Origin of the sequence: Cupriavidus sp. HPC(L) (genome assembly GCF_000307735.3) — a bacterium.
Lineage (GTDB): Bacteria > Pseudomonadota > Gammaproteobacteria > Burkholderiales > Burkholderiaceae > Cupriavidus.
Window position 1 is genome coordinate 1 of sequence record NZ_AMPR02000168.1, and the last position, 19,147, is coordinate 19,147.

Below are 19,147 nucleotides of genomic sequence, written 5' to 3' on the forward strand. Positions count from 1 at the left end.
ACGGCAATGCGCCGGCGGCGGCCGATTCGCCGGCCGTCGCGCGCCTGCGGGCCGCGGGTGCGGTGCTGATCGGCCGCACCAATATGAGCGAGTTCGCGTTCTCGGGACTCGGGCTGAACCCGCACTACGGCACGCCGCGCTCGCCGTTCGATGCCGAGCGGATCGCCGGGGGCTCCACCTCGGGCGGCGCGGTGAGCGTGGCGGGCGGCATGGCGGCGGCCGCGCTGGGCACCGATACCGGCGGCTCCATCCGCATTCCGTCGGCCTTCTGTGGCCTGACCGGCTTCAAGCCGACCGCGCGCCGCGTGCCCCTCGACGGCGCCGTCCCGCTGTCGACGTCGCTGGATTCCGCGGGCCCGCTGGCGCGATCGGTTGCCTGTTGCGCCGCGATGGATGCCGTGCTGAGCGGCGAGACGCTGGACGCGCGTCCGGCGTCGCTGGCCGGGCTGCGCCTCTACGTGACGCGCGATTTCGTCTGCGATGGCGTCGATGCCGACGTCGCGCAGGCATTCGAAGACATGCTGTCGCGGCTGTCGGCGCAAGGCGCGCGCATCGTGCCGTTCGATTTCCCCGAACTGCGCCGCTTGCCGGAGATCAACGCCGGAGGCGGCCTGACCGCGGCCGAGGCATGGGCCCTGCATCGCGACTGGCTGACGCGCGATGGCGAACGCTACGACCAGCGGGTGGCACAGCGCATTCGGCGCGGCGCGCAACAGAGCGCGGCGGACTACATCACGCTGCTGGCCGAGCGCCGCGCGATGCAGCAACACGCGGCCGAGCGGCTGCGCGAGGCGGACGCGTGGCTGATGCCGACCGTCGCGGTGCCGGCGCCGCGGCTCGATGCACTCGAGCGCGACGAGGACTTCTTCGCGACCAACGCCCTGGTGCTGCGCAATCCCAGCGTGATCAATTTCCTGGACGGCTGCGCGGTGTCATTGCCGGTCGCGCCGGGTATTGGCCTGAGCGTTTGCGGGCTGCATGGCAGGGACGCGCGCGTGCTGCAGGTGGCCGGATCCATCGAGCCGCTGCTGCGCTGACACGGCCCCCGTCGGCCCGAACTACACGGCACAGAGAAGATCGCGCCGCCACGGCTGGCGTTCCCCCAGCACAGCGACCGTCCGAGGGCTGCGCCAATGCAGCGCGGCCCCGCCCACCACACCCTAGGAGCAACACCCATGTCTTCCGCGATGAGCGGCGCCGCTGGCGCCTTGGAGAACGCGCAGCCCATCGAGGTCGCGCGGCAATGCGAAGTGGCGTATCGCAAGATCGCCATCCGCCTGATTCCCTTCCTGGTCTTCCTGTTCATCCTCGCGTGGATCGACCGCGTCAACGTCGGCTTCGCCAAGCTGCAGATGCTGCAGGACCTGCAGTTCAGCGAGGCGGTATACGGCTTCGGCGCCGGCATCTTCTTTCTCGGCTATTTCCTGTTCGAGGTGCCCAGCAACCTGCTGCTCGAGAAGATCGGCGCCCGCAAGACGCTGGCCCGCATCACGATCCTGTGGGGGCTGGCGTCGATGGCGATGATCTTCGTCAAGACGCCGATGCAGTTCTACGCGCTGCGCTTCCTGCTGGGCGTGTTCGAGGCGGGGTTCTTCCCCGGCGTCGTGCTGTACCTGACGTACTGGTTCCCGGCGGCACGGCGCGCGCGCATCAATGGCCTGTTCATGACGTCGTTTGCGATCGCCGGCGTGATCGGCGGCCCGCTGGCCGGCTTCATCATGACGACGATGGATGGCGTCGATGGCCTCGCCAACTGGCAATGGCTGTTCGTGCTCGAAGGCATTCCGTCGGTGCTCGCCGGCATCGCGGTGATGATGTACCTGCCGGAGAAACCCGCGAACGCGCGTTGGCTGTCCGACACCGAGAAGCAGCTGGTGACCCGGACGATCGAGGCGGAGAATCGCGATCCCGCCAAGCATTCGACGCTGAAGGCCGCGTTCGTCAATTCCCGCGTCTGGATCTGCGCCGCGATCTATTTCTGCGTGGTCAGCGGCAACGCCACCATTGCGTTCTGGTCGCCGTCGATCATCAAGGAACTGGGCGTCCAGGGCAATCTGCAGATCGGTCTGGTATCGGCGATTCCGTTTATTGCGGGCACCATCGCGATGGTCCTGAACGGTATTCACTCGGACCGTAGCGGCGAGCGCCGGATGCACTGCGCGATGGCCACACTGCTCGCGGCGGTCGGCCTGACGTTGACCGGACTGTGGCTGCACAGCGCGATGCTGGCCCTGGTCGCGCTGACGCTGGCGTCGATCGGCATCCTGGCCGCATTCCCGGTGTTCTGGTCGCTGCCGTCCGCCTTCCTTGCCGGCACCGCTGCCGCGGGCGGCATCGCGCTGATCAACTCGATCGGCAATCTGGCGGGCTTCGTGGCGCCGTACATGATCGGCTGGTTCAAGACCAATACCGGCCAGCTGTCGTCGGGCCTGTACTTCGTCGCGTTCCTCGAGGCGTGTGCGACCGTGCTGGTGCTGGCGGCCATTCGCGGCCGCGCCGCCGTGGCGCGCTGAATCAGGACTCCGCCAGCCACTTGCGCGGCGACACGCCCATCCGCTGCCGGAACGCCTTCGAGAACGACGATGCGCTGGCGAATCCCAACTCCGTGGCGATCAGGTTCACCGGTCGCCCGGAGCGCATCATCGACGCGCCGAGACTGAGCCGCCAGTCCGTCAGATAAGCGGCCGGGGTGGTACCGGTCGCGTCCTTGAACGCCGCGGCAAAAGCGCTGCGCGACATGCCCGCGGTCGAGGCCATCCGCGCCAGCGGCCAGTCCTCATACGGCGACCGATGCAGGGCGACGAGCGCCTTCGCCAGGCGCGGATCGGATAGCCCCATGATCAGCCCACTTGTCACGCCCACCTCCGCGGGATGATCGATGATCCAGCGCAACAGCTGGATCAGCACAACCTCGAACAAGCGATCGGCCAGCACGCGCGAGCCGCAGCGGACCTGATCCGCCTCCGCAAACAACAGGTCCAGCGCAGGCCCGAGCCCTTCCACCGCATCGAGCGGCACCCGCACCAGCGAGGGCAGCGATTGCACGATCGGATTGCGTTCCCCACCGTCGAAGTCCAGCGTCGCGCAGGTGAAATCCGAGCCGTCCTCGGGAGGATTGATGAACTGGTGATGCACGGGGCGGGGATAGAGCAGCAGCGTCGGCTCGGCAAGGTGGAAGCGCGGCACGTCGGTATCGCCGGGCCGGTGCCGTACTTCCATCTCGCCTCGGCGCAGCACATGCAGGAAGGCCCGTCCCGGCAGCGGCTCGAAGGTGGATCGTCCACACAGCTTTCCCGTATGGAACAGCCTGGTGCGGACACGGAACCGGTCCAGCAGCGCGGTCAACCGATCGACGGGATCCGCCGGCGACTGGGCGGCGATTTCGGATGAATGGACAATTTTCATGGACGTTTCCACACCTTGCGTCCAGGCATTCTACCTACCATTCCACTCGACCGCTCCATTCGGACGGCAGCCATCCCCTTCAAGGAGTCACCGCATGTCCCGCGTCCCGTTGATCGATCCCAATCACACCACTGCGGACCGCCAGGCACTGCTGACGCAGATCCACGGCGCGTTCGGTGCCACGCCAAACATGTTCAAGGCCGTGGCCAATTCTCCGGCCGCGCTGAACAGCATGTGGGGCAGCTTCGGCGCGCTCGGCAACGGCGTCATCCCTGCACGGCTTGGCGAGCAAATCGCCGTGGCGATAGCCAACCGCAATGCCTGCGAATATTGCCTGGCTGCCCACACCGCGCTGGGCCGCAAGGCGGGTGCCAGCGCCGAGGAAATGTCTGCCGCGCAGGGTGGGGAGTCCACCGATCCCAGGACCGCGGCAGCCCTGCGCTTCGCGCTGAAGCTGGTCGAGGCCCGCGGGCAGGTCGACGAGGCTGATGTGCGGGCGGTGCGCGCGGCAGGCTTCGGCGACGAGGAAATCGTCGAGATCCTTGCTCACGTGGCGCTGAATCTGTTCACCAACTACGTCAATGTGGCCTTTGCCGTGCCGGTGGACTTTCCGGCGGTGAAGCTGCGAGCCGCCGCGTAAGCCCTTTGGCCTGGCGGCAGGGCGGGCGGAGCATCCATCCGCCCGCCCTGCCGGCCGAAATGCGGGCCGAAATGCGGGCCGAAATGCTGTCCAATACCGCGACCGATTGTTTGATTGATGGAATGGAGCTGAACCGCATGAATCGCACCGCATTGGCAATCCGCCATGTCGCCTTCGAAGATCTGGGCATCATTGAACCGCTATTGACCGAACGCGGTTATACGGTCCGCTATCTGGAGGCCGGCGTCGACGCAATCGACCGTGCGACGGTGACGGCGGCGGATCTGTTGGTGGTGCTGGGCGGCCCGATCGGTGTGTACGAGACGGATCGCTATCCCTTTCTCGCGGAGGAAAAGGCCGCCATCGCGGCGCGGCTCAAGCAGGACAAGCCGACCCTCGGCATCTGTCTCGGCGCGCAGCTGATGGCCGAAGCGTTGGGCGCGACGGTGGCGCCGACGGGCAAGGTGGAAATCGGCTACGGCGAATTGACGCTGACCGAGGACGGCCGAGCCTCGCCGCTGCGGCATATTGCTGCCATTCCAGTACTGCATTGGCACGGCGACCAATTCGCCATTCCGGAAGGCGCATCGCGCCTGGCCGAAACACAGGGATTTCCCAATCAGGCGTTCTCGCGCGGGCCGCGCATTCTCGGCCTGCAATTTCATCTCGAGGCCGACCACCGGCACATCGAGCGTTGGTTGATCGGCCATGCCCATGAGCTGGCGGCGCATCGGCTGGATATCGCGGCGATCCGCGCGGATGCCGCTCGGCATGGCGCGATGCTGGAGTTCGCCGCGCGTGCCGTCATTGGCGAATGGCTCGATCGGGCGACGATCGGGTTGAAGGGCAAGGCACCACACCAGCCTCCAGGGTAGCTTCCTGCCTTAGCGCGTCACACTGACACCGGCATCCACCGTGCCGTACATGGTGATGCCGGATTGCCGGTCGCCGGGGGCGCCGGTGCTGGTGCAGCCGACTATCGCTCCCAGCAGGAAGACCAGACTCACCGCACTGAAGAATCCTTTTTTCATGACATTGCCCATTTCGGTCCAAATCCAGGTTGGACGATTTCGGGATGCGCGAGGTTCCTGGTATGCAGCGACTTCGGCCGCCACCGGTTATCTCCGCCGATGCAGCTTCAATTGCGACGGAATTCCCAGCCTTCCCGTATTCGCGTAAAGCACTGCGACAGGTGCGCGGCAAATTGCGTGCGACGAGCCTCCGCGGCGGCACAGGCGTCCGACGTCGGATTGTTCTGGCAACCAGCCTTGATCGACTGGATTTCGGCTCGCAGCAGTGCGTAATCCTCGTACGTGCATGCCTTACCGCCAGCGACACCTCGCTCGTCCTCGTCGAATCGTTCGAACTTTCCATTGAACCAGGGCCAGAACATCCGATGCCGCGGGATCTGTACCGCGGCGATGCGACCCTGCAGGCCGGGCATCGCATTCAACGCTGCAGCGGACACCAGCCGCGAATCGATGAAGGACATGAAATCGAGCGCGCACGATTGCGACCGTGCGTCGAACGACTCGGGAACGAGCGCCAGAACGACCGAACGCACGTGTGGTCGTCGGATCCATATCGGCGTGGTCATCATGCGGATAACCGAGAACGTCGCGCCGGGCTCTTCGCCGATCTTCAAGCTGACGAGATCGGGAGACCCGTCGTGGACCCTCGTGGAAAAGAACGCCTCCGAAGCCTGTGGCGGCATCTCGGCGTGGATGCGCAGATGACACGCGTTTTCGTCCATTGCCCATTCCGGATCGAAGTACGCCAGACCACTGAGCCGGGCCGTGCGCGGCAGTACGGTCAGTGAGTAAATCTGCCCGCCGATCCGCAGCGTTGCGGCAGACCGCTCTTCGAGGGCATCGAGCGACCGGTGGGCCGCAACCGCAGTCAGCGCGGCGTGAATCGGAGCCAGGCGATCGTTGGGCAAGATTCCTCCCATGACGATCTCCAACGTCGCGGCATCGAACCGATATCTTGCGGGCATCACGGCGCGATTCGAATAGCTGCCGGTCCGGCGTTTGCCGGAGCGGTAGACGAACTTTCGCCCACCATCGCGCAGCACCGGCTCCAGCGCCGTCATCACCGCCGCACGATCCGCCGGCGTGTCATGCGTCAGCCGCACAGAGACGCGGGTAGCGGAGTAGCCGACCAGTGCCGTCAGGTTGCGCTGCAGCTGCGATTCCTTCGGGAATAGCACAATCACCGCCACCACCAAGGCGACGATCACCGCGATCGTCACCCATCGCCACACGGCAGTGAATCGGTTGCCTTGCAGTTGTTCCGCAGCCTGCGCATGGCGGTATTGACCGGATCTTGCGCGCGGGGCTCGTGCACGTCGCCAGCATGCAACCATCAGCCTGCCGATCTGATGGACAACTCCGCCGCCCAGGGGTGGCAAGATGAGAATGGCAAGGATGAAGAAAATCGCGTGCAGCAACGACATGGCGGATCACTCGAACCGGAAGCCCTCCTCGTTGTACTGCTCCATGTGCGCGGGGCCAGCAGGCGTGCAATTCTCGTCGAGACTCCTTGGCACCGGACTCCACTCTTCTCGCCATTCTCTCCGGTACCCTGCACCGGCGAACCACCACACTTTCGCAACCTCGCAATCGAAGTACTGGCATCCGTATTCGCTTCGCCAGCACCTGGCGCCATCGCTGCGCATTGACATCAGCCTATACGCCGTCCGGCTGCCCCACAGACCCGGAGCCCCTTCCTTATCGGAATGGATCACCCTTATGGGCTCCGAGGGATAGCTGAGGTCAAATCGATAATCTGTTTCGATCCGTTCACCCTCCTGGGTATTCGAATGCAAAACCGAGAAGGAGACCGGGTAACGGAACGCAAACAGCGCACACAGCAGCCACAGGCAGATCGCAATCAGAACCGTCTTTGCAGAACCACGCGGCCCCAGCTTCCACCTGGTGATGACGAACGCGACAGCGGTACACGCCAGGGCCAGGGTCCCGGGTACTAGCCAGCCGTTGAGAATCGTCGTCTCCTCCATGTGCCAGTCGTTCCCGCCGGCGACAATCACCACCGCTGCAATGAGGGAAAAAATCGCCCCCAATATCGTGGCGATTTTCGCAGTCGCGCTTCGGCGGCTTTGGTCTCTTTGCTGGGCGCTGTCTATTTGCTCCTGAAGCATAGGTTTCCTTTTGCATCCATGCGCTGCCAAAGATCGGTCCGTTTGGCAGCGAACTATTCGAACGAGTCTCGAAGTTGGCGGATACCTGATAGACGCCAGAATCAATGGGGCAATCGAGAATGGCGGCTCATATTCACGACTCCAGACGAATTGACCAATATCGAAACGATCGAAAGGATATCACCGCAATCAGGTAAAACGAATTGGTGATCGCGACCGGCCTGATCGGGAATAAGGGGACTACGCTGGCAGCGATGCGATCGGACGGATCGGTACGAAAAACGAGATGGCATTTCGGCCCCGAAATGACCGAGTCAACCAATCGTGCGTGCGACAACCTGTCGCAGAACTGCCGTCATGCCAGATATTGGGTTACGGTCGGTGTTCCTCTGCGCTTGCGGCCACAACGCTCTGCGCCCACCGAAGAATCGGCCCAAAGCGCGGCGGCAGCAGTTCGAGTGCCGCGGCAAACGACACCCAGCGGAACGCATGATGCTCCGGCCGGCCCAGCTCGGCGCTGACCGGAAGGCTGACCGTCCCTTCGTCGGACAAGGCAATATAAAAGCGTGCGACCTTGCCTTTGGCGTATGGCTCGGTTTCGCGATAGTCATCGCCCCAAGGCATCGTCAGCGCGGACAAACCTGTCTCTTCGGCAGTCTCGCGCAGTGCGGTCTGCAACGGCTCTTCGCCGGGCTCCGGCGTTCCCTTCGGAAGATCCCAATTGCCGTACGCACGCAGGACGAGGCAGCGCCATTGCGCTCCCGTCCGACGCACCACCACCAAGCCCGAAGAACGCCGGGTGACTGTCATTTCCGCCTCCGCTGGACTATTCGAGCACTGTAACCCGATTGGCCGATTGGTATCACTGTTCCGGCCTGTCGCATTGCTGCACGCAGTGAGCGGAAATGACACAAGGCACATCGCGAACGGCCGATCCCGCATGCCGGCGCATCGCTGAGCGATTCCGCAACAACTGTCCTCGTACGGCGCATCGGCCGGTCATTGTGTGCGGCGCCTCGGGACGCCCACGCCGAGCGTCCTGTTTCGTTTTGCCGCATCGATCGGCACGGCTGCTTCAAGCGTGCGCATCGGTGCCTCACCGCGCCACAGCCCTTCGATCCGCTCCTCTTCTTCAACTGCTCCGGCACGCCGCTTGCGCAATGCGCCCGGCCGGCAAACCGGCTGCATCAGATCAACAACACAAGAGGAGACATCCATGCACAAGCAGCACGCAACACCGAAACCGCCCCAACAATCCATCCGCCGCGCATGTGTCCTCGCCGCGCTGGTCTGCACGAGCCATGCAGGCGCCGCGGAGTTCCAGGCCGGCGACTGGACGCTGACGGTGGGCGGCAATATCAATGCCTTCTATACGACGAACTCGTGCTCGGGCGACAACATCGGCGGCCTCGCGCTTGGCAGCCGCGCGCTCGCTTGCGGTGGCAAGGACAACAGCACGGTCATCGGCAATGGCCTGCTGCCCAGCTATCTGTCGGTCGGCGCGAAGTCGCGCCAGGACGAATACGATGTGGCCGCGCTGATCGGTATCGGGGCGGCAGCCGCGACCGGCGACGCCATCTCCCAGAACAACGTGGTGGACGTGCGCCAGGCCTACCTGACGTTCGGCAACAGCAGCATGGGCACGGTCAAGCTCGGCCGCGACTATGGGCTGTATGGCTACAACGCGATCATCAACGACATGACGCTGCTCGGTGTCGGTGCCGCGACCCGTGCCACGCAGCGCGGTCGCGTGTCGCTCGGTCATATTGGCGCGGGCTACGCCTATGTCGGCACCTATGGCCAGTTCGTCTACACCACCCCGTCGTTCAGTGGCTTGTCCGTCGATGTGGCAGTGATGAGCCCGGTCGATCAGCAGCCGGTGATCGGCGTACCCGACTACACGGCGAAGAACACGCCGCAGTTCCAGGGCCGGGTCAATTTCGGCACCGAGCAGTACAAGCTGTGGCTGGGCGGCAAGTCGCAGCGCATGGAGGACATCGCTGGAAATTCGCTGAACATGGCGGCAGTGGAAGTCGGCGGCTCGGTCAACGTCGGGCGCTTTGGCCTGCTGGCGAACTACCAGACCGGCAAGGGCCTGGGCATTCTCTCGGATGCGGACCAGGGCGATGTGCGGACCTCCGCCTATCTTGTGCAGGGCACGTACAAGGCAACGGATCGAATCAAGCTCGGTCTGGGCTATGGCCAGAGCCGCAATCGCGACAACCCAGGGACCGGACTCAAATCCAACGCCAATCTCACCGCGGGCCTGTATTACAGCCTGACCAAGAGCATCACGTTGGTCGCCGAGATCGGCGAGACGCGATCGAAGTCGTTCGACGGGCTGTCGGCGAGGCAGCGCGGCGGCGCGTTGGGGGGCATCCTGCTGTTCTGATCACGACCACCGCCTTGACGCGCCGTTCATGGCGGACGCCGGCTCCGCAGTCCGAACGCTCGGCCCGTGAGGCTCGCGCCGGCCGCCCGCACGCGTGGCCGAACCGGCCACGCGGCGCTGCGTTCGGATTCACGTCGCTGGCGGCCTTGGATCCCGCCGGCCGGGCGTCAAGCGATCATCCGGCCAGCATCAAGGATGCACCGGCCCCAATTGCACCAGCGTCGGGTCCGGCAGCGGATTGCTGGCGCGCGGCGTCACCACCGAGGGCAGGATATTGAACAGCTGGCCGCGCAGCCGGATGTCCTGCGACGAAGCGCCGACCAGGACATCGACCGCGCCGGCTTCCGATACCCACGCATTGCGGGCTGGGTCGAAATACGACAGCGAGCGCTGGTCCAGGTACACCGTGACCCGTTGCGTTTGCCCCGGTTGCAGGAAGACCTTGGTGAATCCCTTGAGCTCCTTGACCGGTCTGGGCACCGCGGATCCGCGCTGGCTCACGTAGACCTGTGCCGCTTCGGCACCCGCCATCTGGCCCGAATTGGTGATATCGAACGACACGGCGATCCGGCCCTGCCCCGCGGCAAACCCTGGCGACACGCTCAGCGACGAGTAGGCAAAGGTCGTATAGGAAAGCCCGAATCCGAACGGGAACAGCGGTGCCACGTTGCTGCGTTCGAATCCCCGATAGCCGACGAAGATGTCCTCGGTGTAGGTCATCGCGCGGATGTTCGGATCGTTGGAAAACTGCGGGTAGTTCGGATAGGTCGGGTTGTCCGTGATGTTCCGCTCGATCGTGATGGGCAGCTTGCCGGAAGGATTGACGTCGCCGAACAGGATCTCGGCCAGCGCCTGCCCGCCGTTCGAGCCGGGATACCACGCGTGCAGGACCGCGCCTACTTGATCGATCCAGTTGCGCATGTCGAGTCCGGTGCCACCGTGCAGCACGGCGATCGTGCGCGGATTCGCTCGCGACAGGTTGGCGATCAGCTCGTCCTGGAATTCCGGCAGCGTAAAGGGATGATCGAATCCTTCTCCCTCGTACTCCGCGCTGTTGCCGGCCGCGACCACCACCGCATCGTAGTTGCGCAGATCCGCTGGCGCCTGCAGCGAGGCCCAGCTCAATTGCGCGCCGAGGAAGCCGCCGAACACAGGGATATAGCCAGGGCGGCGCGAGTAGTCGAACTGCACGGTATAGGTCTGCCCAGCCTGCAGATGCATGCGCGCGCTCAGTGGCACGGTAGGCGGAATCACGTTGTTGGGAAGCGGCGTCCCCTCGCCGTTGTCCATGATCAGCTGGCCGTTGACGTAGACACGGACCGCGCCATCGGCCCTGGCCTTGAACACATGGGGCCCGGTGATCGTGGGCCGGATCGTGGTCGTCCAGCGTACCGACGACGGTGGCGCCGAGCCGTCGCCGCCATAGCGCGTGGTATAGGCGCTTCCCGGCGGCGCATTGCCCGACGTATCGAGGTTGATCACCGGCTCCACGCGCGACAACACCGGCGCACCGCTCCAGGTGGCATTGGCGAAATACTGCGCCTGCACGCCCGGCTGCCCAGTCGGCGTGGTCCAGGCGGAGCGGGCCGGATCCAGCGTCAGCGCGTCGAGCAACACGATATTCGTGCCCGGACCGGCGATCTGCCGCAAGCCGTCGATCTCGGTGATGAAGCGCGAGGCCCGGACATAGGCGCTGCCGAAGCCGGTCGGCGGCACGTCGGTGGCCAGCCGTCCAATCACCGCGATATTGCGCACCGAGCCGCGCTGCAATGGCAGCAGTTGCCCGCCGTTCTTCAGCAGCACGATGCCCTCGCGCGCCACGTCCAGCGCGGCGCGCTCGGAAAACGGAGGATGCGATTCGCCGGTCGCCGGCGGCACGCTGCCGATAAACCCGTACGCCACGACGCGCCCAAGAATGCGCCGCACCTTGTCATCGAGCTGGGCTTGCGTCAACGAGCCGTTTGCCAGCATCGCGCTTAGCGCCGCCGGCGTGAAATGCAGCGCTGACGGCCGTTCGATATCCACGCCCGCCACTGCCGCGGCCTGGCCATGTTTCAGCGTCGCATAGTCGGTCTCGACGATGCCCTTGAATCCCCATTCGTTCTTCAGCACCCGCTGAATCGCATGCTCGCTCTCGCAAACGGGATCGGCGCCATTGAGCCCATTGAATCCGCACATGATCACCGCGACATTGGCGTTCTTTACAGCCGATTCGAACGGCACCATGTAAATTTCCCGCAGTGCCCGCTCGCTGATGGTCTCCATCAGGTTGAAGCGGTTGACCTCCTGCTCGTTGGCGAGATAGTGCTTCGCGTCGGCCCACACGCCTTGCGACTGGATCGCATTGACCTGCGCGGCGCCCAGCACCGCGCCAAGAAAGGGATCCTCACCGGACAGGTACTCGAACGCACGGCCGGCGAAAGGCGTGCGATACATGTTCAGGCCAGGGCCGGTCACCTGCTGGAACCCGTGGTTGCGCGTGTCCAGGCCAAGGCCGACGCCCATCTGCTTGGCGCGATCGACGCTGAATGTCGATGCGAGCGCAGGGCCGGCCGGATAGGCGACGCCTTGCGGATCGCTCAACCGCACGCCAAGGCCGCCGTCCGTCGCGCGGATCTGCGGCACGCCCAGCCGAGGCAGCGGCTTGACGTCCCATGCGCCGGTGCCGCTGACGTAGTCGAGCTTCTCGGCTTGCGTCATCTGGTTGAGGATCGATTGCACGATCGCGTTGATCTGTGCATCGGTGGAAGGCGCTTGCGCCGGAGCCGGATGTGCGGCCAGCAAAGTCGCACCGACGAGCGATATCACTGCAATTCGAGCACCCATCTGTTGCCTCCTTGGCGGGGTCACCAAAGGCTGAACATCGACATGCGGGCCGCATATTGCAGACGGTAGTTCGGGCGATCCAAATGAGAAGACGCGTAACGATCTGTTACAGCTTTCGTCTTCTCCGTCCTGACGGTTTGGGACAAGACTGCCCCTACGAAGGCAGCGCAGGGCCGCACTGCCAAGCGTGCCGCACCGTGCAGCGATTGCAGAGAATCAGGAGGTGCAAGGTGAAACAGGATTCGATGACCCGCTGCGCCGGCGTAGCGTTCGCCGCAGCGCTGGCAGCCCTTGCGGTGTCGGCGTGCGGCGGTGACGATGACCGCAGGGTCGGTGTATCGGAAGCCCCGGCGACGCAGGCGCAGGGAAGTACGGCGCCGACCGGCTCTGGCGCAATAGATCCGTCCTCGCTGGTCTCGCCGGTCAGCAATGCGCCGGTAGGCGAGCAGAAGGTACAGGAGACGCGAAACCCCGCAGGAAGCGATCCGAATCCGCCGCGTCATTGATCGCTTCGGATCGAGCGGCAGGTCAACGGCAAAGCTTGCTTGCCTTCAAGCCAAAAGGGCTCGAGACCTTTCACCGCTGCATGGGGCAAGGACTATGCGACTCCACGCCCCATCTTCTCCAGGTTCACGAGCCGGTCGTACTCCTCGCCGCCGAGCACCCCCAGGTCGACCGCCGCCTGACGTGGCGACACTCCCATTGCCATGGCGTGGCGCACGATCCGTGCTGCCTGGTCGTAGCCGATCACTGGATTGAGCGCGGTGGCCGCCAGAAGCGGACTCTCGAGCTGTCGCGCCATGGTCGCGTGATTCGGCTCCAGTCCCGGAATCACCCGCTGTGCCAGCGTACGCGCGCTGTCTGCGAGCAGTCGAATGGACTGGAGCACGTTATGGATCAACACCGGCTTGGCGACGTTCAGCTCGAAATTGCCGCTGGCGGCTGCCATGGTTACGGTCACGTGATTGCCGGCCACCTGCATGCCAGCCTGCACCATGACCTCGGCGATCGTCGGGTTGCGTTTGCCCGGCATGATCGACGATGTCAACCCGTCCTCCGGCATGACGATTTCTCCGATGCCGCAGCTCGGCCCCGAGCTCATCCAGCGCAGATCGTTGGCGATCTTGATGAACGATGCCGCGATCACGTTCAGCGCGCCAGACAGCTCCAGCAGCGCGTCGTGGGCTGCCATGCCTTCGACCTTGCAGGGATTGGGACGAAATGGCTGACCCGTCAGGCGGCTTGCCTCGTCGCAGAATGCCTGCGCAAATCCGGCGGGCGCGTTTAGTCCGGTCCCTGCGGCGGTGCCGCCCTGCGGCAACATCAGCAGCCGCGGCATCGTCGATTCGATGCGTGCCACCGCGTGATCCATCTGCGCGGCGAAGCCTTCGAAGCTGCGGCCCAGCGTCGTCGGCACGGCATCCATCAGATGCGTGCGGGCCAGCTTCAGGATATCGGCGAAGTCCCTGGCGCGGGCCTGCAGACTGTCTCGTAGTGCCGTCAGTGCCGGTAGCAGCGTGCCTTGCAATTCCAGCACCGCACCAAGGTGCATCACCGTCGGAAAGCTGTCGTTGGATGATTGCGAGCGATTGACGTGATCGTTCGGATGAACGGGCCGCTTGGTCCCCAACGGTTGGCCTAGCCGCTCGTTCGCGCGATTGGCGATGACCTCGTTCGCATTCATATTGGTCTGCGTACCGGATCCCGTCTGCCAGACCGTCAATGGAAAATGGTCGTCGAAGGCGCCGTGCCACACCTCTGCGCTCGCATCGATGATGGCGGCCGCAATGCCGGCATCCAGCGCGCCGCACTGCAGATTGGCCGTGGCCGCCGCCATCTTGTGCAGGCCGAACGCGCGGACCAGACAGGGCGGGAAGCGCTCGCTGCCAATGTCGAAGACGGCCAGGGCACGCTGGGTCTGCGCGCCCCAGTAGCGGTCGGCGGGGATGTCGACCGGGCCGAAGGCGTCGTATTCGGTGCGGGTCGCCGTCATCGCGCTCAGTCCAGCGAGATATTGGCCTTGGCCGCCAGCACCTTCCAGCGGGCGACTTCCGCTTCGGTGTGCTTTCCCAGCGCGCTGGCCGTGTACTGGTCCTCGCGCAGCATCTGGATCGCCTGCGCCGACAACCGGTCGGTGAACGCCTTGTCCTTCATCACTTTCAAATAGGCCTGCTGCATCTTTTCCACTGCCGCCGGTGCCGTGCCCTTGGGCGCATAGATGCCATACCAGGTTGCCGCTTCGAAGCCGGGAGCGACCGTCTCGGCAAGCGTCGGCACGTCCTTGAGCTGTGCCACCCGCCTGGCCGACGTGACGGCCAGCGGCCTGACCTTGGCCTCGGTGATTTGCGGCAACGCGGTGTTGGTCTGGTCGAACATGCCATCGACCTGCCCGCCGATGACATCGATCAGCGCCGGACCCGCACCCTTGTACGGCACCAGCGAGACCTTGATGCCGGCGGACGAGGCGAACATCGCCGCGATCAAGTGCGAGGTCGAGCCCATGCCGGCATTGCTGATGAATAGCTTGCCCGGATTCTGTTTGCCATAGTCGACCAGCGCCCTTACATCCTTGGCGGGATGGTCCTTGCGCACCATCAAGACCATTGGCGTATCCGGAAAGCGGAAGACCGGGGCAAAGTCCTTGACCGGGTCGTAGGGCAGCTTCTTGTAGAGCGCCGGCGCGGCGCCCATATAGCCCATATGCCCCACCAGCATCGTGTAGCCGTCCGCGGGCGCGCGAGCTGCCTTCCCTGCCCCGATCGTGCCGCCTGCGCCAGGCGTGTTTTCGATGATGATCGACTGGCCGACTTCGCGCGACACGCGGTCGGCAATGGTGCGTGCCAGCGCGTCCGTGGGGCCGCCGGCGGCGAAGGGCACGATCCAGGTAATCGGCCGGGTCGGCCAGTTCTGCGCGTGTACCGACGCCGCGGCAAGCAGCGCGGCGATCGTCATCGAGGCGCGCACGACGGTTGGGATGGCTTTCATGATTTGTCTCCTTGGTAGGCTGCAGCGATCGGACTGCTTCGGCCCGCCGCCGCAATGGATGCGCTTGAGTCGTTCGATGCGATCGATGCGCGTTGACCGGCCTCGGTCCCGTACTGGCGGCGCTGGCTCAGGGGATTTCCGCCGATAGAGCGACGGCGCGGTCCACCATCTGCGGCGCGAGTCCGAGGTAGTTGGCGGGATCGACCATCTGCTCGATCGCCGCACGGTCGAAGTGCTGCGTGACAGCGGGCAAGGCGAGCAGGGCTTCGGCCAGCGTGCCGCCGGCTTCGTTGACGGTGCGGCAGGCGTCGTAGACGACGTCATGCGCTTGTTGGCGACCGATATGCGGGGCCATCCGCATCATCACGGCTTCGGCCACGATCAGGCCCTTGGAGATGCCGAGGTTGTGAGCCATGCGTGGCGCATCGACGATCAGTCCGCCGAGCGCGAACTTTGCCTGGTGCAGCGCGCCGGACGTCAGGATGAAGCTCTCGGGAATCGCGATCCACTCCGCGTGCCATGGCCCCGTGGCGCGCTCGAAGTCCTGCACCAGCGCATCGACCATCAAGCCGGCGTGCTGACGCACCGCCTTCGATGCCGCCAGCATCAGTTCGCTCGAGATGGGATTGCGCTTCTGCGGCATCGTGCTGCTCGCCCCGCGCCCCTTGACGAAGGGCTCGTAGACTTCCGCAAACTCGGTGGACGCCATGATCATGATGTCCAACGCGATCTTGCCGAGCGAGCCGGTGACCAGCGCGAGCAGATTGACGGCTTCGGCAAGGCCGTCGCGCGCGACGTGCCATGTCATGGTTGGCACGCCCAAGCCCAACTCCTCCGCCAGCGCGCGCTGCACCGCGAAGCCCTTGTCCCCTATCGATGCCAGCGTGCCCGCGGCACCGGCAAATTGCACCACCGCCACCCTGGGCCGCAGTTGGGCCAGGCGCTGCTGGTGCCGGTCGAACATCGCAAGCCAGACAGCGGCCTTGTAGCCGAAGGTCACCGGCAGCGCTTGCTGCAGGTGCGTGCGGCCGGCCATCGGGGTATCGCGATGCGCCTTGGCGAGATCGGCCAGGATGCCGCGCAGCGCGCGAATATCGGCGTCGATGCTGTCCAGCCCGTCGCGCACCTGCAGGGCCACCGCCGTGTCCATGATGTCCTGCGTGGTGGCTCCCCAGTGAACGTAACGTCCTGCGTCGCCGCACATCTGCACCAGCTGGTGCACCAGCGGCAGGATGGGATAGCCGACAATATCGGTTTCCTCGCGCATGTGATCGAAGTCGATGCGCTCGATACGCGCTTCGCGTGCGATCGTCTCGGCCGCTTCGGCCGGAATCACGCCAACGCGGGCTTCGGCCCTGGCAAGGGCGACCTCGACGTCGATGTAGCGCTGTACCAGCGCACCGTCGGAGAAGATCTCTCGCATCTTCCTGGTCCCGAAAGCATCGCGGAACAGCGCGGAATCGACGACGGTACTGGCGGCGGGAATGCTGTAGCTGGGCATGGAGCGACCTTGTTGCAATAGGCTGGTCGTTCGATATGTTCGAACATATTCGCATTAAATATGTTCGAACATATGCCGGGAAATAGGTGTTAACCCTTGAATCGCGCTCCGTTGAGTCGGGGACAATGGCGAAATGAGCAGACGAACCGCATCAGAGATCACTCGCGAACTGTTGGACGGCATCAAGGGCGGCCGCTATCCGGTCGGAGCGCTGTTGCCCACCGAGTTCGAGTTGTGCGAGCAGTTCCACGCCAGCCGCTACACGATCCGCGCTGTATTGCAGGAACTGCAGGACCTCGGGCTGGTGTCGCGCCGAAAGAACGTCGGCACACGTGTCGAAGCCGCCGAGCCCAAGGCGGTGTTCAAGCCGACGCTGGCGTCGGTCGAAGATCTGATGCAGTTCGGGGAGCAGCATCGGCGCGTAGTGCAAGCCGTGGAGACGACCGTCGCGCCTGCCGAAGTGGCTGCTGCGTTGGGTGGCACGCCGGCAACGAAATGGCTGCGCATTTCAAGCGTGCGATGGAACGACGATGCGGCCGCCACGCCGATCGCGTGGACCGACATCTATATCGATACCGCCTACGAGGACATCGGCGCCATCGTGCGAGATACGCCGGACGCGCTGGTCAGCTCGCTGATCGAGTCGCGCCACGGCCGGCAGATCGCCGAGATCGAACAAAGCGTACGTGCCTCGACGCTGACCGACAAACGCGTGGCCCGCGCGCTCGGCATCGAAATCGGGTCGTCGGTGCTGAAAGTCGTGCGCCGCTACCTTGACGAGGCGGGCGACACCTTCGAAGTCTCCGTCACCATCCATCCCGCCGAGACGTTTTCCGTGACGACGCGGATGAGGCGTTCGACGCGATGATCGCGCGTGGCGGCGGAAGGCTGAGGCAGTCGAGATGTTCGGGTGGAGACCTGCGGTACGCCGCCGGCTCCCACCCCTGGTCCGGGGTGCAGGCCGGCAGCCTTGTCCGTGTTATCCAGGCTTACCGCAGATAATTGAACAGATTCATCCCCTGAATCTGCATGAACGACTGCTGTGCCGCCTGCAGCGCGGTCTGGCGCTGATAGTACTCGGCGATCGCCGACGCGTAGTCCAGATCCTGCAGGCCCGACAGCGTCTGCTCGTAGTTCAGGTCGCGGTTGGCGCCGATGGTGTCGAGCGCATCGAGTTCCTGCATGCGCGAGCCGACCGACGCGCGCACGGTCAGCACGTTGTCGAGCGAGTTGGACATCTTGCGGTTGGCGGTCGACAGCGCGTTATCGAGCCGCGCACGGTCGGCCTCGGTGACGATCGGCTGCTTCAGCGCGTCGATGGCGGCCTGGATGTTCGCGAAGATGTCGGTGCCCGCCTGCTTGGCCGGGGCCAGCGTCATCGAGTCGCCGTTGGCCGGCGCGCCCTTGACGGTAAACGACACGCCGCCGAACTGGATCGCGTCGCCGGCGACATACGGCGTCGACGGTACGATGGCCGTGGGCGGCACGGCGCTGTTGTCGGTGACGGTGTAGCTGGTATTGCCGGCGCCGTCGACGGTGAAGTCGATCGAGAATTCGTGGCCGTACAGCGGGTTGCTCGGGTCGGTGACCGACAGCGCGCCGTAGAGCGCCGTGCCGGTATTGCCGCCGCCTTCGGTCATCACGTAGTCGGCCGAGCCGGTGACGCTGAGGAATACATCGCGGCCGTTGTCGCCGGCGGCCATCTGGCGGGCGACGTCGACCTGCAGCAGTTGCGAGCCGGTGTCGCCGACGTATTGCACGGTGCCGCCATTGGCCGCGAACGGCGGGGTGCCCGACTTGAAGCCGGCAAACAGGTACTGGCCGTTGCCGTCGTCGGCGTTGGCCAGTCCCAGCAGCTGCTCGTAGTTGCTCTGCAGTTCGGACGCGATCGAGGCGCGGTCGGCGTTGCTGATGGTGCCGTTGCCGCCGTTGACGATCAGCGTCTGCACGTTCTGGATCGTGGTGATCACGCTCTGCAGCGTCTTTTCCTCGAGCGCCAGGCTGATGTTGGCCTGGGTACGCGAGGTGGCGTATTGCTCGTTGACGCCGATCGACTGCGTCACACCGAGTGCGCGCGTGGCGGCAATCGGGTCGTCGGACGGGTTCAGCACGCGCCGGCCGGTGCCGAGCTGCTGCTGCACGTGCAGCAGCGAGGACTGCTGGCCGTTCATCGCGGACAGGCCGAGCTGGTAGAACGTGGAAGTGGCGACACGCATGATGGTTTCCTGGTCTCGGTAG

General features: G+C 64.8%; 17 protein-coding genes. 6 read left to right on the plus strand and 11 right to left on the minus strand.

Annotated features, from left to right (window positions below):
• On the plus strand, positions 1 to 1,037 hold a 1,037-nt coding region (locus B551_RS11350; RefSeq protein ID WP_023264113.1), incomplete at its 5' end, for an amidase.
• Positions 1,038 to 1,175: 138 nt separating this feature from the next.
• Positions 1,176 to 2,513 carry an MFS transporter gene (locus B551_RS11355; RefSeq protein WP_043438979.1) on the plus strand — a complete coding sequence of 446 codons (1,338 nt, stop codon included), beginning with the start codon at positions 1,176 to 1,178 and terminating at the stop codon, positions 2,511 to 2,513.
• A 1-nt stretch (position 2,514) separates the two neighbouring features.
• On the opposite strand, the gene B551_RS11360 is transcribed toward B551_RS11355, so the two are convergent.
• On the minus strand, positions 2,515 to 3,405 hold the full coding sequence (locus B551_RS11360) for an AraC family transcriptional regulator (protein ID WP_023264114.1): 891 nt from the start codon (positions 3,403 to 3,405) through the stop codon (positions 2,515 to 2,517).
• A gap of 94 nt (positions 3,406 to 3,499) precedes the next feature.
• Here B551_RS11360 and B551_RS11365 point away from each other — a divergent pair, with 94 nt between their 5' ends.
• Both B551_RS11365 and B551_RS11370 read left to right on the plus strand, forming a co-directional pair.
• Positions 3,500 to 4,045: a carboxymuconolactone decarboxylase family protein gene (locus B551_RS11365; RefSeq protein ID WP_006575508.1), complete on the plus strand. Its 546-nt coding sequence runs from the start codon at positions 3,500 to 3,502 to the stop codon at positions 4,043 to 4,045.
• A gap of 83 nt (positions 4,046 to 4,128) precedes the next feature.
• Positions 4,129 to 4,920, plus strand: coding sequence for a glutamine amidotransferase (locus B551_RS11370; protein ID WP_083492579.1), 792 nt, complete (start codon positions 4,129 to 4,131; stop codon positions 4,918 to 4,920).
• A gap of 9 nt (positions 4,921 to 4,929) precedes the next feature.
• On the opposite strand, the gene B551_RS26085 is transcribed toward B551_RS11370, so the two are convergent.
• The 5 genes from B551_RS26085 to B551_RS26090 form a co-directional block, all read right to left on the minus strand.
• Positions 4,930 to 5,160, minus strand: coding sequence for a hypothetical protein (locus tag B551_RS26085; RefSeq protein WP_157071959.1), 231 nt, complete (start codon positions 5,158 to 5,160; stop codon positions 4,930 to 4,932).
• A gap of 23 nt (positions 5,161 to 5,183) precedes the next feature.
• A complete protein-coding gene (locus B551_RS11375) occupies positions 5,184 to 6,500 on the minus strand; it encodes a hypothetical protein (protein WP_157071960.1) in 1,317 nt (438 codons plus the stop codon).
• Between the two features lie 6 nt (positions 6,501 to 6,506).
• The gene (locus B551_RS11380) at positions 6,507 to 7,205 is read right to left on the minus strand and encodes an ABC transporter permease (protein ID WP_006575506.1); all 699 of its coding nucleotides are present in this window, start codon (positions 7,203 to 7,205) and stop codon (positions 6,507 to 6,509) included.
• A gap of 372 nt (positions 7,206 to 7,577) precedes the next feature.
• Positions 7,578 to 8,015, minus strand: coding sequence for an NUDIX domain-containing protein (locus B551_RS11385; RefSeq protein WP_023264117.1), 438 nt, complete (start codon positions 8,013 to 8,015; stop codon positions 7,578 to 7,580).
• Between the two features lie 189 nt (positions 8,016 to 8,204).
• Complete coding sequence (locus B551_RS26090; protein WP_157071961.1) at positions 8,205 to 8,423, minus strand: hypothetical protein; 219 nt, start codon at positions 8,421 to 8,423, stop codon at positions 8,205 to 8,207.
• Between B551_RS26090 and B551_RS11390 the strand changes: the two genes are divergently transcribed.
• Positions 8,422 to 9,597 carry a porin gene (locus tag B551_RS11390; RefSeq protein WP_006575504.1) on the plus strand — a complete coding sequence of 392 codons (1,176 nt, stop codon included), beginning with the start codon at positions 8,422 to 8,424 and terminating at the stop codon, positions 9,595 to 9,597. The genes B551_RS26090 and B551_RS11390 overlap by 2 nt on opposite strands.
• Before the next feature lie 189 nt (positions 9,598 to 9,786).
• Here B551_RS11390 and B551_RS11395 read toward each other — a convergent pair whose 3' ends face one another.
• The 4 genes from B551_RS11395 to pcaB form a co-directional block, all read right to left on the minus strand.
• Positions 9,787 to 12,318: a beta-glucosidase gene (locus B551_RS11395; protein ID WP_172682461.1), complete on the minus strand. Its 2,532-nt coding sequence runs from the start codon at positions 12,316 to 12,318 to the stop codon at positions 9,787 to 9,789.
• Between the two features lie 703 nt (positions 12,319 to 13,021).
• Positions 13,022 to 14,416, minus strand: a complete 1,395-nt coding sequence (locus B551_RS11400; RefSeq protein WP_006575502.1) for a lyase family protein — start codon at positions 14,414 to 14,416, stop codon at positions 13,022 to 13,024.
• Positions 14,417 to 14,421: 5 nt separating this feature from the next.
• Entirely contained in the window at positions 14,422 to 15,408 is a 987-nt protein-coding gene (locus tag B551_RS11405; RefSeq protein ID WP_006575501.1) for a tripartite tricarboxylate transporter substrate binding protein BugD, read from the minus strand.
• Positions 15,409 to 15,535: 127 nt separating this feature from the next.
• Complete coding sequence (gene pcaB / locus B551_RS11410; RefSeq protein ID WP_023264119.1) at positions 15,536 to 16,909, minus strand: 3-carboxy-cis,cis-muconate cycloisomerase; 1,374 nt, start codon at positions 16,907 to 16,909, stop codon at positions 15,536 to 15,538.
• A gap of 133 nt (positions 16,910 to 17,042) precedes the next feature.
• On the opposite strand from pcaB, the gene B551_RS11415 reads away from it, so the two are divergent.
• Positions 17,043 to 17,777 (plus strand): GntR family transcriptional regulator, encoded by a 735-nt coding sequence (locus tag B551_RS11415; protein ID WP_023264120.1) that lies wholly within the window; start codon positions 17,043 to 17,045, stop codon positions 17,775 to 17,777.
• A 121-nt stretch (positions 17,778 to 17,898) separates the two neighbouring features.
• Here the strand turns inward: B551_RS11415 and flgL are convergent, their stop codons facing one another.
• On the minus strand, positions 17,899 to 19,125 hold the full coding sequence (gene flgL, locus B551_RS11420) for a flagellar hook-associated protein FlgL (protein WP_006575499.1): 1,227 nt from the start codon (positions 19,123 to 19,125) through the stop codon (positions 17,899 to 17,901).
• Between the last annotated feature and the right edge of the window lie 22 nt (positions 19,126 to 19,147).

What these genes read in the sequence shown, in the direction of transcription:
- B551_RS11355 (WP_043438979.1), top strand. Translation starts at nt 1,176, where the DNA reads ATGTCTTCCGCGATGAGCGGCGCCGCTGGCGCCTTGGAGAACGCGCAG.
- B551_RS11360 (WP_023264114.1), bottom strand. Translation starts at nt 3,405, where the DNA reads ATGAAAATTGTCCATTCATCCGAAATCGCCGCCCAGTCGCCGGCGGAT.
- B551_RS11365 (WP_006575508.1), top strand. Translation starts at nt 3,500, where the DNA reads ATGTCCCGCGTCCCGTTGATCGATCCCAATCACACCACTGCGGACCGC.
- B551_RS11370 (WP_083492579.1), top strand. Translation starts at nt 4,129, where the DNA reads ATGCTGTCCAATACCGCGACCGATTGTTTGATTGATGGAATGGAGCTG.
- B551_RS11375 (WP_157071960.1), bottom strand. Translation starts at nt 6,500, where the DNA reads ATGTCGTTGCTGCACGCGATTTTCTTCATCCTTGCCATTCTCATCTTG.
- B551_RS11380 (WP_006575506.1), bottom strand. Translation starts at nt 7,205, where the DNA reads ATGCTTCAGGAGCAAATAGACAGCGCCCAGCAAAGAGACCAAAGCCGC.
- B551_RS11385 (WP_023264117.1), bottom strand. Translation starts at nt 8,015, where the DNA reads ATGACAGTCACCCGGCGTTCTTCGGGCTTGGTGGTGGTGCGTCGGACG.
- B551_RS11390 (WP_006575504.1), top strand. Translation starts at nt 8,422, where the DNA reads ATGCACAAGCAGCACGCAACACCGAAACCGCCCCAACAATCCATCCGC.
- B551_RS26090 (WP_157071961.1), bottom strand. Translation starts at nt 8,423, where the DNA reads ATGGATGTCTCCTCTTGTGTTGTTGATCTGATGCAGCCGGTTTGCCGG.
- B551_RS11400 (WP_006575502.1), bottom strand. Translation starts at nt 14,416, where the DNA reads ATGACGGCGACCCGCACCGAATACGACGCCTTCGGCCCGGTCGACATC.
- B551_RS11405 (WP_006575501.1), bottom strand. Translation starts at nt 15,408, where the DNA reads ATGAAAGCCATCCCAACCGTCGTGCGCGCCTCGATGACGATCGCCGCG.
- pcaB (WP_023264119.1), bottom strand. Translation starts at nt 16,909, where the DNA reads ATGCCCAGCTACAGCATTCCCGCCGCCAGTACCGTCGTCGATTCCGCG.
- B551_RS11415 (WP_023264120.1), top strand. Translation starts at nt 17,043, where the DNA reads ATGAGCAGACGAACCGCATCAGAGATCACTCGCGAACTGTTGGACGGC.
- flgL (WP_006575499.1), bottom strand. Translation starts at nt 19,125, where the DNA reads ATGCGTGTCGCCACTTCCACGTTCTACCAGCTCGGCCTGTCCGCGATG.